General features: G+C 69.0%; 13 protein-coding genes and 2 pseudogenes. 8 read left to right on the top strand and 7 right to left on the bottom strand.

What is annotated here, in order from left to right:
• Nucleotides 1-17: 17 nt before the first annotated feature.
• Together J7E93_RS08120 and J7E93_RS08115 are read right to left on the bottom strand one after the other, a co-directional pair.
• Complete coding sequence (locus J7E93_RS08120; protein WP_215066885.1) at nt 18-566, bottom strand: DUF4232 domain-containing protein; 549 nt, start codon at nt 564-566, stop codon at nt 18-20.
• 76 nt (nt 567-642) lie between these two features.
• Nucleotides 643-1,029 (bottom strand): hypothetical protein, encoded by a 387-nt coding sequence (locus tag J7E93_RS08115; RefSeq protein ID WP_215066883.1) that lies wholly within the window; start codon nt 1,027-1,029, stop codon nt 643-645.
• Nucleotides 1,030-1,375: 346 nt separating this feature from the next.
• Between J7E93_RS08115 and J7E93_RS08110 the strand changes: the two genes are divergently transcribed.
• The 6 genes and pseudogenes from J7E93_RS08110 (at nt 1,376) to J7E93_RS08085 (ending at nt 5,203) form a co-directional block, all read left to right on the top strand.
• The gene (locus J7E93_RS08110) at nt 1,376-1,675 is read left to right on the top strand and encodes a transposase (RefSeq protein ID WP_215066881.1); all 300 of its coding nucleotides are present in this window, start codon (nt 1,376-1,378) and stop codon (nt 1,673-1,675) included.
• Nucleotides 1,672-1,971: pseudogene (locus J7E93_RS38005) on the top strand (IS3 family transposase); the annotation flags it as partial. The gene J7E93_RS08110 and the pseudogene J7E93_RS38005, both read left to right, overlap by 4 nt.
• Nucleotides 1,854-2,558 carry an IS3 family transposase gene (locus J7E93_RS08100; protein WP_308368077.1) on the top strand — a complete coding sequence of 235 codons (705 nt, stop codon included), beginning with the start codon at nt 1,854-1,856 and terminating at the stop codon, nt 2,556-2,558. The pseudogene J7E93_RS38005 and the gene J7E93_RS08100, both read left to right, overlap by 118 nt.
• Before the next feature lie 423 nt (nt 2,559-2,981).
• A pseudogene (locus J7E93_RS08095) lies at nt 2,982-3,671 on the top strand (helicase associated domain-containing protein); the annotation flags it as partial.
• 632 nt (nt 3,672-4,303) lie between these two features.
• Entirely contained in the window at nt 4,304-4,714 is a 411-nt protein-coding gene (locus J7E93_RS08090) for a hypothetical protein (protein ID WP_215066877.1), read from the top strand.
• 21 nt (nt 4,715-4,735) lie between these two features.
• Nucleotides 4,736-5,203 carry an Ig-like domain-containing protein gene (locus J7E93_RS08085; RefSeq protein ID WP_215066875.1) on the top strand — a complete coding sequence of 156 codons (468 nt, stop codon included), beginning with the start codon at nt 4,736-4,738 and terminating at the stop codon, nt 5,201-5,203.
• Between the two features lie 95 nt (nt 5,204-5,298).
• Here J7E93_RS08085 and J7E93_RS08080 read toward each other — a convergent pair whose 3' ends face one another.
• Entirely contained in the window at nt 5,299-5,988 is a 690-nt protein-coding gene (locus tag J7E93_RS08080; RefSeq protein WP_215066873.1) for a hypothetical protein, read from the bottom strand.
• Nucleotides 5,989-6,210: 222 nt separating this feature from the next.
• Between J7E93_RS08080 and J7E93_RS08075 the strand changes: the two genes are divergently transcribed.
• Both J7E93_RS08075 and J7E93_RS08070 read left to right on the top strand, forming a co-directional pair.
• Entirely contained in the window at nt 6,211-6,420 is a 210-nt protein-coding gene (locus J7E93_RS08075; protein WP_215066871.1) for a DUF6207 family protein, read from the top strand.
• Nucleotides 6,421-6,473: 53 nt separating this feature from the next.
• Nucleotides 6,474-6,995: a hypothetical protein gene (locus tag J7E93_RS08070; protein WP_215066869.1), complete on the top strand. Its 522-nt coding sequence runs from the start codon at nt 6,474-6,476 to the stop codon at nt 6,993-6,995.
• On the opposite strand, the gene J7E93_RS08065 is transcribed toward J7E93_RS08070, so the two are convergent.
• From J7E93_RS08065 to J7E93_RS08050, 4 genes are all read right to left on the bottom strand, one after another.
• The gene (locus J7E93_RS08065; protein WP_251066229.1) at nt 6,984-7,826 is read right to left on the bottom strand and encodes a DUF2625 family protein; all 843 of its coding nucleotides are present in this window, start codon (nt 7,824-7,826) and stop codon (nt 6,984-6,986) included. The genes J7E93_RS08070 and J7E93_RS08065 overlap by 12 nt on opposite strands.
• A 162-nt stretch (nt 7,827-7,988) precedes the next feature.
• Entirely contained in the window at nt 7,989-9,230 is a 1,242-nt protein-coding gene (locus J7E93_RS08060; protein ID WP_215066867.1) for an IS110 family transposase, read from the bottom strand.
• Between the two features lie 860 nt (nt 9,231-10,090).
• Nucleotides 10,091-10,432, bottom strand: a complete 342-nt coding sequence (locus J7E93_RS36855; RefSeq protein WP_251066228.1) for a hypothetical protein — start codon at nt 10,430-10,432, stop codon at nt 10,091-10,093.
• Between the two features lie 128 nt (nt 10,433-10,560).
• On the bottom strand, nt 10,561-11,787 hold the full coding sequence (locus J7E93_RS08050) for a replication-relaxation family protein (protein ID WP_308368056.1): 1,227 nt from the start codon (nt 11,785-11,787) through the stop codon (nt 10,561-10,563).
• Nucleotides 11,788-12,873: the final 1,086 nt, after the last annotated feature.

Below are 12,873 nucleotides of genomic sequence, written 5' to 3'. Positions count from 1 at the left end.
GAAGCCTGCGGGATGTCTCAGCGGACGACGGGGCTGACGTAGTTGCCCGGATGGGTGGCTGCTTCCTGCTGTTGGACCGGTCCCCACCACCAGCGCAGCTCCTTGGCCTTGGTGTTACCGGGCGGGGTGATGGCCACGATCGGGGGGTCGATGATGTTGTCGTCGGTCTCCTTGCCGGACAGGAAGGTCACTGTGAACCGTGCGGTGGCCCCCGGGTTGAGCTTGACGACCTTTGGCTTTTCCGACTTCTGTGGGAAGAACGTCTCGGTTATCACGCCCTGGGTTTCGGTGCCCATCTTCAGGGTCACTCCCGGATAGCCCTGCAGCGTGCAGGCACGTGATCCGGTGTTCTTCATCGACACAATGGTGTCCACCTGGCGTCCTGCGGTGTCCCTGCCGCCTGGTTGGGCCGTTCCGGAATCGGTCCAGTCCAGGGCCAGGTTGCTGGTTTGGCAGGGAGCCGGCTGTACAGCCGAGGGCTGAGTGGCGGCCGAGGCGGGGGTCGCCGTGAGTGTCAGGATGCCGGCGGAGACGAGGGCCGCCGAGCGTGCGTGGATGTGCACCATGTTCGGCCTCCAGGCGCGTGGGTGTCTTCTCAGTGCGGTTGGATATCGGGACAGCGGCCTGTGCCCGTTTGTCCTGTCACGTGTGGGGCTTGCAGACCTCGGTGACGTATCCCCCCTTGTCCGGCGGGCTGTATGTGACGCTCTTCTTGTCCTGGTTGTAGCGCACCTGCACCTCGCCCATTTCGTAGGACTGGCCCGGGTTCAGGATCGCCTGGACGAAGTGACCGGTGCCGGCGACGACGATCGCGCGTCCCTGGGACAGCAGGACGTAGGTGCCGGCAACCCCTGAACCGCACGCGGGAAGAGCCCGGCTCGACGGCGGAATGCCTTCACCGATCTTGAACACCGGCGAGGGGCTCGGACTGGGAGCGGCCGTGACGGCGACGGCGCCGGTCAAGGCTTGGGCGACCAGCGCAGCACCGCTCACCGCGGCGGTAAGGGCCAGCCTGAGGTTCCTGATCATGTACGGCTCCTTCACCAAAAGACATAAGGTGGTTCCTGCTCCGCGTCGGCGTGCGACGCGTACCGCCCCTCGGGCCAGGGTCCGTACAGGCCCGAGCCCTGGTTTCGAGTAAAGGCTTTCGACCCGCGACGAAGGGGATGATGGTAGGCCGAACGGGTGAAATCGGACCCGGGCGGCGCCGACCCCAGGCCCCCGGCTGGCGGGCCGGTCACCTCAGGGGGATCATCCGCCCCAGCAGTCGCCCGTGCGAGCGGATGCCAGCCCGCCGTCGGCACTTTCTGAAGCTTCCCCTTGATCGTGGACGCCTGGAGACTGGGACATGAGGTTCCAGAGGAAGTAGCACCAGGTGGGAGGCAAGTACACGAAGCGGTACACGGCGGAGTTGAAACGGGACGCGATCGCGCTTGTCGACTCCACAGGCCGGACGGTCACCGAAGTCGCCCGGGAGCTCGTGGTGAGCCCGGAGTCCTTGCGCAGCTGGTACCGCCAGGCGAAGGTGGACCGAGGCGAAGGGCGTCCCGGCGAGCTGACCAGTGCCGAGCGTGAGGAGCTCAAGCGACTGCGGAAGCAGAATGCCGAGCAGGCCAAGACGATCGAGGTGCTGCGAAAAGCCGCGGTCTTCTTTGCGAAGGAGAGCGATCGATGAACGAGACGTACGCGTTCATCGAGGCGGAGAAGACCACCCACGGCGTCGCTTTCCTGTGCCGGCTGCTGAACATGGCCCGCTCATCCTTCTACGCCTGGCAGGCGGCGGCGAAGAGCCGCGCCGCACGGAAGGCGGCCGACGAGGCCCTGGCCCACGAAATCACCGTCATCCACGTCGCATCCCGCCACACATACGGCGTCCCACGCATCCACGCCGAACTGCGCCGCCTGGGCCGGGCCGTGAACCGCAAACGCGTCGCCCGCGTCATGCGCGAACACGGTATCCAGGGCGTGCACCGCCGCCGACGGCGCTCGCTGACCCGGCCGGACAAGAAGGCGAGACCGGCCCCGGACCTGATCGGCCGCGACTTCACGCCGAGCGGCCGGGCACGAAGCTCGTCGGGGACATCACCTTCCTCCCCACAGCCGAGGGCTGGCTCTACTTCGGCTGCTGGCTTGACCTGGCCACCCGCGAGGTCGTCGGATACGCCATGGCCGACCACCACCGCGCCTCCCTCGTCGTCGACGCCCTGAAGATGGCCCACGGCCGCGGCGGCCTGCAGCCTGGATGCATCACACACTCGGACCGCGGCAGCGAATACACGTCAGCCGAATTCCGCCGCGAAATAGACGAGTTGGGCCTGCGACAAAGCTGCGGCCGCACTGGGTCATGCTTCGATAACGCGGCCGCGGAGAGCTTCTGGGCCCTGCTGAAGGAAGAGATCGGTACCCGCACCCGGCCCGACCGGGCCACCGCCCGCGCCGAGGTCTTCGCCTTCATCGACACGTTCTACAACCGGCGCCGCCTGCGCAAACACAAGACCTTCGGCTACCTCACCCCGGCCGAGACCAGGCAACGCCACCAGCACGCCCTCGCGGCATAGAGATCGAGTGTCCAAGATCACGGGGCAACTTCAGCAGGCATCCATGGCCAGCTCAAAGACCGTGCCCCGGACAGCCCGCTCTTCCCGCTCATCACCGTCCAGAACGGCGAACAACTCCGCCTCACCGCAACAAGCATCCGCGACAACCTGAAACCCACACCGTAAAAAGGGCGGTGCTGTCCACCCTCAACACGCGACTCTCCTTGGAGCACTCGCACGGCCTTGACCAGCAACAACACACCCATGCTGTACCGACCGGCAACCAACCGACCCGCACCATCACCAAAAACGTCAGCCCCAGATCGGCGTCTGTGTCACCACTCGACTCCCCGCCCACAACGGGCTGAGCAGCAGAAGCCCGATACTCACTGCACTGACATCACGATGCCGAACCACCACCGACAAAAACCCGCAGATCATCAGTACGCCGCGCCGTACGACACCGAGACCGCAGTCGGCGTGACGAAGAACTACCCGCTGGGCAGGTGGGTGCACCAGCAGCGCCGCGCGCACCGCGCAGGTGAACTCGACCCCCACCGCAAAGAGCTCCTCGACGAGACCGGGATGGTATGGGAACCCGGCGACGAAGCCTGGGAGAACAAACTCGCCGCGCTGCGCTTCCTACCGGCGAGCCACCGGGCACCTCGCGCCCCGGCAGGACGCGGTCTGGGGCGAGGGCGAGGCGACGGTGCCCATCGGGCAGCACCTGGCGAACCTCCGGCGGAAGGGACAGAAGAGAAGAACGGTCTGGGCAAGGACCCGGGACGGGCCGCAGAGCGCGCGGCGCAGTTGACCGCGATCGCCCCGGACTGGAACTGCCCATGGCCACTGGACTGGCAACGCCACTACCGCGTCCTCACCGACCTCGTCGACGCCGACGGCCACCTGCCCGACATCCAGCCCGGCGTGCAGTTCGACGGCGACGACATCGGACGGTGGCTCCAGCGGCAGGCCCAGCCAGCCACGTGGAAGCTGCTGTCGACCGAGCAGCAGGCACGGCTGTCCAAGCTGGGCGTGCAGCCCGCTGAGGCGCCCGCTCCCGCCCAGGCGGCCCCTGGTACGGCAAAGGGCCCGAGCAAAGCGCAGCAATCCTTGCCGCGCCGACTGTGCTCGGCCTGGGGGGCGCGGATCCACCAGGCGTAGTACGGGTCATCGTCGCGGCCGTAGGTGTCGTCGTCGCAGCAGTCCTCGTAGACGCAGCCGAGCGAGGCGGCGAGCTCGGTCATCGGCTGCCGGGTGCGTTCAGCCAGGTCCGGCCGCTGATCGTACTGTTCCCACGAGGACACGAGGCGGTTTTCCGGGTCGTCGACAGTGACCTGCCACACGACCCAGTCGAAGTCCTCCCATTCCTTCGCCTGCACGCTTCCCACGGCCATTTCGGCCCCCTCACGCCTTGTCCGCTCCTGGCCAGCCACACCAGGGTCCGCTCCAAGGCCGGGGCGTATTCGGAAGCTCCGACCCCGGACGAGCGACACAGCAGCCAGCCGGCCCTCGCCATGTTCGGCTTCAGCCGGCCGCAGGGGCGGTGCCCACGCCAAATGGGGCACGTCGGCCACCGTGACGTCCAGGCGCGGCCGGACGAATCGCGTGGGGTGGCGCCAGGCCCCGCGGTCGATAGCGGTGTCGGCGTCGACTTCCGCGACCACCTCGGGGACGACCAGGGTGACGTCCAAGGGTTCGCGGCTACCCCAGGTGGAGGAGAAGTGGGCGCCGGTCCATGGATGGTCCGGGCCTGGTGGCTGAAGGTGACCGGCGAGCTGGCGGGCGACGTTCGGCCCCAGCGGCACGGTCCGGCCGACGGGGCGCAGCCGGTCGTCTTCGTCGTAGCGGCCGAGGACGAGGATCTGCGGTCGTCTGAGGGTGCCGGTGATGCCGCCGATGATCGCTTCGGTGGTGTGGCGGCGCCGGATCTTGAACCTTCTCTGCACTACCCGGCCGCCACATTGCTGAGTTCGGGCGCCGCCAGGTCACCCTCGGACCACCGCTCACCGCGGGTCGTCCAGGATGGCCTCGGGGTCGGCATGCCAGCGCTTTCGAGGAAACACGACCGGGTCTGGTCGCTGCAGGCGGTGCGGAGGTGGCTCATTGCCTGTGACTTAGCGGTCGATGGGTCGTTGGGTCAGAAAGGAATCTATTGCCCGACTCGCCGCAAATGAGCGAGAGAAGAAAGAAGGCACATGATGAAACGACTTATGGTCCGGCTTCAGGGGCCGGCACTGTGTGCGGCGGCCGCCGTGCTCGCCGGTGTTGCGGCACCCAGCGCGGCAGCAGCCGCCGTCGCGCATCCGCCAGCCCATCAGCACCACCGGGAGGCGACCGTCCTGTACACGGGTCAAGCCCACATCGACCCGCTCGGCGGGATGCAGATCTCCGGTCTGTACGCCAGCCTCAATGACGCCAACGGCAACCCCGTCGTCGGCCGACTGATCCAGTTCTACGCCCAGGACGGCACCCTGCTGGCCATGGCCCGCACCAACGCGGACGGCAAGGTGTACACCACCGCCCCCGCGAACATCGGCACGCAAGCGGTCAGCAACATCCTGGCCGGCGGCTACGCCGTCTTCCACGGCGACGACCACTACACCGCCTCCAACGGATCCTTCGGCATCAGCCCCGTCGGCACCGCCAAGTTCGGATTCTACTGAACGAGGCGAGGGCTGCCAGAGGATGCCCAGCCCGGACGGCAGCCGACGGGGGACACCCGCGAGGGGAAGCAACGAGCACCCCGCAGCAGCCGTGATCAACGCCTGTGCAGAACACGGGCCGCCCCCACCACTCGACCTCCTCCTGCGGCGCAACGCGCACTCGGGATCGCCCTGTCCAACGAGCCAGAGAAGGTGCAGTTAACACACCAGCCCCTCGCGCCCGGCAGGTAGCGCTGTGAACGCCCCTTGATTACGAGGCCCTCAACGCCTTGGATCTCGGTCCAGGAGGTCAGCCACTCCTGAGCGATGGCGGGGTCGGTGGTCATCGGGCAGAGGGTCCATGGCGCCGTCAGGCCGTGGTCGGCGAACAGCGCCTCCAAGAGCGCGCGTCGCCGCTCGTACGGCTCGGCCAGCAGTTCCTCGCCACCCGTCTGGAGGACATCGAAAGCGATGTAGTGCGCGGGGTAGGTGGCAGCGAGCCGGTCGACGGTGCGACCGCCCGAGACCGCACGGCGCTGCAGTGCCTCGAAGCTGAACCGGCCTTCGTGCCATACGACGAGCTCGCCGTCGAGGACCAGGCCGGGCGGAAGGCGCGCGGCGGCGCGGACGAGGTCGGGGAAGTGTCTCTGGATCAGGCTGCCGCGTCGGAACTGCAGGAACACCGGACCGCCCGGCTGGGCCGGGGAGAACAGCAGGCACCTGTAGCCGTCGAACTTGGCCTCGAACGCGAGGCCACCGGACAGGACGCCTGGGCCGGGGAGGGGCTCCCGGGCCTGGGCGAGCATTGGCTCCACAGGCGGACGCAACACCACCAGGTCCTCGCTCCCGACAAAGGGGGTCGCAGCCCGCTCCGGTCCTGTCAGCGGAACGCGGCTGCCCCTTCATGTCTACGGCCCAGGCACGGTCCGCGCGACCGGGCCGGGCGAGTCGGTGACCGGGCTCCCTCATACGGATGCTTCCCCGGCGGCTGGCGAACCGGCCGGCAGGGCAGAGCCGTCGGTTGGGACATGCACATTGATGAACAGCACATCGCCGAGCCCGGCCTCATGGTCCTGGACATCACCGCCGCCGACAAGAGCACGGTCCGCACCGTGATGCACCGCCTCCAGCAGCAGTGGGCGACCTCTGGGATCACCCCGGTATGGCACGTCCCCGGCGAACCCGGAGTGCGGGCGCGGGTGTACGCGGACATCCGACGCCCCTCCACCCCGAGGTAAGGGGGCGCATCTACTCGGTGGTGTGGTCGGGGTCAGGGAGCTCCGGGGGGGAAGTGCCGCTCAAGGATTTCGGCCCAGCGGCGCAGGACGACGAAGCCGGTGGTGTCGGCCTGTGGCTGGACCAGCTTGGTCAGGGCGGCGACGAAGGGATGTGCTGCGGTGTCCGCGGGTATCGCGGCGGCAGCCTGCTTGAGCCGCTCGTGCGCGGCGGGGAAGACGCCCTCCGCCCACTCCTCCTGTTCCTCGACCCGCTTGCTTCCTTCCTCCCAGTTGATCTACATGATGCTGAGGGCGGGGCACTCCGGGATGTGCCAGGTCTTGCTGATCCCGCTGCGGTCTTCACGTACGAGATGCGGGTGTTGTCAGGGCCCGGCAGGGCGAAGCAGTCGGTGCAGTCGATGCGTTCCGTCTCCGGCTTGTCGGTCATCGCGGAGCTCCTCGTTCCGGTGGAGGCAGAGCCTGCCATCCCGATCAACCGGCGGCCAGGGGTTTCTCTCGGCGACCCGGCCGTCAGGAGCTCGACATTGTCCTCTTTCCCACGGCTATCGCGTGGAGAAGACACCTCATGCGGTTAAGCCGTCAAGCCGTGGGTGTTCGCCGCCCCATCGCGCCCGCAGAACCTCGGCCCAGTCCCCCGACTCCGGACCTTCACTGACACACCAGGACCGACAGCTAAGCCAGTCACACGTCGCCCAGGAACCCAGGATCGGACGGCCCCATCTGCCGGGCGAAGTCCGCTGCGACTCCGAGCACCTCGCGCATCGGCACAGGCCGCCGACTCGTGGCCGCGAGATCGGCGTGAGCTTCCTCGGACCACAGGAACGGATACACGGATAGACCAGCCCACAAGCCAGGGCCGCGGTCTCCTCACGCCAACCAGGCCAGCGCATTCCGTCATAGAACGTCTCCAGCCTGCCCGAGAGCAGCCAGGAGACCCACCCCGAGTGGCCCATCTCCATCGCCTCCCACGCCAGAGTGTCGGGAGCGAAGTACGTCATCTGGCCAGGTGCCCCAGGGCGGCCCGCAGCTGCGGGATCGCCACCGTTCAACGCAAATACCCCTCCGACAATGTCGTGGCCGACGACAAGACCTGTCGCGGGATGCCAGCCAGGGTCGAAGTCCGTGGGGAAACGGTTGACCTGCGCCAGGCTTGGGAGTCGCCCATCCGCCACCGAACCCCCGCCGAACACTCGCACCCACCCGTTGTCCACGAGGAATCCGCCGGTGTTCAACGCCAGTGCACCCAGCACCGATCGCGCGCTGACCTGCATCTGCAGAAGGCACCGGCGGCCCTCGTTGATGTCTCCAGACAGCACTTGAACCGGCACGGAGCTCGCCTTGAGAATCCCCTGAAGCTCCGGCCACGCCGGGTCGTCCACATTGACCAGCTCATCGATCCCTCGCATCCGACGATGGTCGCACCTTTCGGTATCGCCTCATCATGTGGGCTGGACCGCGCTCACTCGGAGGCCCGGGGTGATGGAACGAGCAGCGATCGACTGCACTTCGGGTCTCATGGCCGACTGATCGTCGCTCCTGTCGCCCCTGGACAAGCCGTCCCGTTCCGTTCACGTAGCGGCTGTTCCTGCTGGTAGCGGCTCTGCGGGGAAGGCGATCGATTCATCGAACGGAATGCGCGCCAGGAGGCAGTGGTGGAGTTGGCCGATCATGCGGTTGAACAGGTGCCGGAGAGCCTGCATGTGCCAGTCCCCTCCTGCCCGGCGGCGGCGGTAGTGGGCGTCCGCGCCGGTTGAACCGCTGAGGGAGGCGAAGGCCCATAGGTGGCCGACGTGGTTAAGCCGGTTGTTCTTGACGAACCGGCGTCCGACGTAGCGGCGTTTGCCGGAGGCCCGCGTGATCGGGGCGGAGCCGGCGTACGCCTTCAGTCCTCCAGCCGTGGCGAACCGGCTCCTGTCGTCGCCGATCTCGCCCAGAATGCGGGCACCGACCTGGGGGCCGATCCCTGGGAAGCTCAGCATGATCGCCGCGTCCGGGTGTGCGCGGAACGCCTGCTCGGTGGCCCGCGCCAGGTCACCGACCGCCTCGCAGGCCGCGTCCAGTTGAAGCAGCAGGGCCAGTGCCTGCTTGCCCATGGCGTCCTCGACGAGAGGCAGCTGTCGAGGGGCATCCTGGCGGAAAAGCTGCTGGATTCGTTCGGCGTCCGTTTCGATGCCCCGGCGGCGGCCGGCCCGCCGGAGCATGGCCGTGAGCTTCCACATTTGCAGCTTGGCGGCCAGGGCAGGTGTGGGCGCCACGGCCAGGATGCGGCGGGCATCGGGCCGGGTCAGGGTTCCCGGCTTGTCCCTGAACGCCTCGACCATCGCCGGGAAGTACTCCCGCAACAGCGACCGCAGCTGATTGGCGACCTGCTGCCGGTTCCAGACCGCGTCCTGCTGTGCGCGGGCCAGGACGGCGACGGCCTGGGCCAGGTCCGTGTCGGTGGGCAGCGACCGGTGCATCGGCGCGTCAGTGCGGATGATGTTCGCCAGCACCAGGGCGTCGCCCGGGTCCGACTTCTTGCGGCTGACTCCGTGGCGGTCACGGTAGCGGGAGGCAGCCATCGGGTTGACCGCGTAGATCTTCCGAGGGCCCTGCGGCAGCGTGGCGACCAGCAGGCCGCGACTGGTCTCGATCGCCACTGGGATCGGCGTCTCCGCGGAATCGCCGTGTTCCGCCAGCAGGTCCAGCAGCAGCCGGTAGCCGTCCAGGTCGTCGTTGATCCGGCACTTGGCCAGCAGCTTGCCGGTGTCGTCGACGAGCGCGACGTCGTGGTGTCCCTCCGCCCAGTCGATCCCGCAGAACACGTCCATGGATCCCGCCCCTTCTCCGCTGCTGTTCTCGAACGCGAGCACGCGGGGCCGCACGGCGCACTAATTCCAGGACTCTGTGGTCCGCCACCTCATCAGCCGTGCGCGGCGCCGCAAGGCCGCACGGGCGCGCGCCGTGTCCAGAGCTCGGAGCTCGTGAGGAGAAACGCGTCACCGTGCGGCAGCTCATCCTTCGAGGATCCCGAACCAGACGGGCCCGTGGGGGCAGAACGTGCGAGGACCGGCCGGCGCCCAGCGCCACCAGTCTTTTCAAAGACCTCGCACGGTCGGAGGGGTCGTAGGGGTCACCACGGCACCGACCGGACCACACACGTCCTGCCCCGGGCTGGACAACGCCGCCCCGGGCCCATCAGAGATCCAGAACCTCTAATTACTAACGAATTAGAGGTGTCCTCGTCGCGGGGAGGCTTGCCCACCCAGGTTGGCCAGGAACAACAGACGGTGTCCGATCTGCCAGGCTCCCACCTCCGGCAATACCTCCGGTCCCCCGCCGCATGCAACCGTCCAGACAACGGTTCAGCCTCACTCCGGTGCAACCCTGTTCGCGGCCGCTCGGGGCCGGGGCAGGCGCGGCGTAGGCCACACCGGCTCCCAGCGCCAGGCCGCCCACCGCTCCGAGTGCGCGAAGACCCCGGTGCGCTCGGCTCGCGAGGACCTCGTCGAGGGCGGCGTCCACGGCCTGGTGCTCGGTGTCGGTGACGATGCCGAGCCGCCGTACGTGCGTACTCGTCTTCGTCCTTCCACTCCCAGCGGGTGAGGTCGGGGTCGACGACCAGGTCCACGGCGAGGTCGAAGGTGTCGAACCCCTCCGTCGTACGCCGCGTGGGGTGCTCGAAGTTCACTTACCAGTTGCGCAGCCCGGCGCTCGTGTAGAAGGCGTTGACGCTGAACCACGCGGCCGGCGGCTTCCACAGCAGCAGCTCGGTCTCCTGCCACACCGCGTCCGCGAGCTCCCACACGCCGGTCGCCATCGCATCGAACGCCTCTATGCGCACCGACCGGTCGCCGTCGTCGCGGGCCCTGACGTACAGGGCCGGCCAGCCGGTCTCGGCTCCCGGCGAGCAGGCGGCCACCATGGCCTCGCTCGTGTCGGCAACGACGCGCAGCGCGTGCTCACTCCACACCCGGCCCGTACGGTGCACGTCGCGCCGTACGACCGTCTGGCCCGTCTCGAAGGTGCACATCGCGCCCTCTCTCGCCTACCCGGCCGGGGCGTCCGGCCGACGTGGTTCACCCCAGCGCGCCTGAGGACGGTGGGCAAGCCGCCGTCCGGGGACGGCTTGCCCAGGCTCCCCTTGGGCTTGCCCAGCGGCTACCGACGCCGCCCGAACACGCCGCGGCTCCTGGCCGCCGGGGGGTCGGCCGCCAGCGCGCGGGCAGCGGCCTCTTCCGCCTGGCGGCGCGCAACCCGTTCGACTTCGGCCCGAGCGCTCGCCGCGTCCGCGCACGGCCCGCACAGGCCGTCGCTTTCGCTGCCCCAGGACCGGTGCCCTTGCACCTGCGCCCAGCGGTCTTCGGTGAACTTCTCCCCGCAGCCAGTGCACACCGGTCGCTGTGCCTCCCACTCGGCGGCCTCGCGCTCCGCTTGGCGGCGGTTGGCTTCCCTCCACTGCACCGCGTACAGGCGGTCGCCGTCCGGGTTGTCCAGGGCCTCGCCCAGCGTCTGCCACTCATCCCGCCCCAGCCGCCGCCACACCGCGCCCGCGGCCCCGGCCGGGTCGGCGGTGATCCCCTCCAGCTCGGTGACGACCACGGGCACCGCCTGGTGGTAATCGACGGCCGTGATGCCCGCGCTCCTGCCCGCGTACGGAGTGCCGCCGGAGTACGCGCGGGCGGCCTGCTCCAGGCGCCGCATCCGGCTCTCACGCTGCGCCGCCGTCTTCCCGGTGAACACGAACGCCACCGGTACGTAGCCCTCCCGGCCGGTCGCTGGATAGATCCGCGACCAGAGCCGGAAGTCGTGCACCGCCGCTCCCCGGGCCGCCTTCACCTTGGTCGCATCCGCCTTCGGCGCCAGGAGCTCGAACCACTCGGTGTACCGGCGCAGCTCGTCGACGGGCTCGGTGACGCGGTCGACTTCCAGGAGCATCGCGGGCACTCCGGCGTCCGGGGCGCGCATCGTCAGGTCGGTGTATTGGGTGTAGCCGTAGGGGAGCTTGTGGGCGATCTCGGTCTGCCAGGACAGCGGGGTGCCGTACCCGGCATCGGTGAGCACGGCGGCGGTCGAGGTGACGGCGGTGGCGAGTTCGTCGTAGCCGTCGGCTTCCACCGGCCGGCCTTCGTCGTCGTACTCGAGCTGGCGCAGCGCGGAATTCCGTACGTCCTTCGGCAGCAGCAGTTTGGCTTCCTTGTGGCCCTTCTCGGTGAGCACCCACAGCTGGTGGCCCAACTCCAGTCGCGTCTCCACCCGGACACGCCCCGAGTCCTTCAACGCGTTCAGGGTGTCCCTGGTGATCCGGTCGTGTCGGTCGCCGGGGCGCAGCATCCGCCACAGCTGATCAGCGGTAGCCCCGTGGAAGATCCCCAGGGCCCTGAGCACTTCCTTCCTTCGCACTCCAGTCGGCCTCCAGACCTTGGTTCCTGGCTAGGAGGGTTGTCGAACGCGTCGCGGGACCTTGCCCGCCGGGGCCCTGCACGAACACGCCGGGCGGGCGAAGGGGGCGATGGAGGGGCCCGTGGAGGGGGCCTGCGGGACTTGGTCCACGTCGTCTGAGGGCCGGCGGTCGCGGGCGGCGCGGTGCCCGTGGGCGGGGTCGGGCGTGATGTCGGCGGGCACGGTGGTCCTTGGCTTCCTCCGGCCTGCGGGCCGGGTCGGCAGTCGTCCGGCCCGCGCGCGGATCTGCGCACGGGCCGGAGCCACCCTGAGAAGCCACCCCTTGACCGCGGTCTGACGGCCCCCGCCGACGGATGTCCGTTTTCGCCTTGACTGCCCCTTGACCGGGCGGGTTGTCCGTGGCCCACATCCGTCCGGCCGGAGCTCAGCGAGCGGGGCGAGTGCTGGAGGGCGAGGAGCCGAGCCGCCAGTCCGAGGGCTTGTGGCCTCGGAACGTCTCACCGGCCTCGATCCGGGCGAACTCCCGCTCGGCTGCCTCAACTTCCGGGGCGCGCAGCCGGGGTGTCCCCCGTCCTCGGTCACCTTCGTGATGACCTCGCCCTTGCCGTAGTCCTTGAAGCAGGCCGGGCAGCTGCCGCCGTACGCGGCCCGCACCGACCCGCGCGGAAGCGGCGCCGTCGCTGCCTGCGCCCGCAGAGACGCCTCGCGCTGGGCCTTGCCGGGCCACTTCTTCGGCTGCTGCCCGCGTGCCGCCTTCGCGGCCTTCTGTGCCGGGGTCTGTCCCACGCGCGGATCGTAGAACCCGGCGTCCGGCACGCGGCGCGCGCCACGCGCACCGGCTGGCTGTGGCGGGCGGCGCGTGGGTGCGCAGAGGCGCGCGCACCGCGCGATGAGTTGTCCACGGTGTACCGCACTCCCCCACCGGGTGGCGTCCACCGAGTGGACTCCACTCCCCCCTCGGTGGCGTCCATCCGGTGGGCTCCACTCCCCCCCCGTTACCTTTTTCCTGGCTCCGCAATGGGGCCCCGGCCTTCGGGTCCGGCATGACTTCCCCCCTTGTTGTTCATGACA

The organism is Streptomyces sp. ISL-36 (assembly GCF_018614205.1).
Taxonomy (GTDB): domain Bacteria; phylum Actinomycetota; class Actinomycetes; order Streptomycetales; family Streptomycetaceae; genus Streptomyces.
Note: the sequence above shows the minus strand (reverse complement) of the source record. Positions and strands in the feature narration are given on the sequence as shown.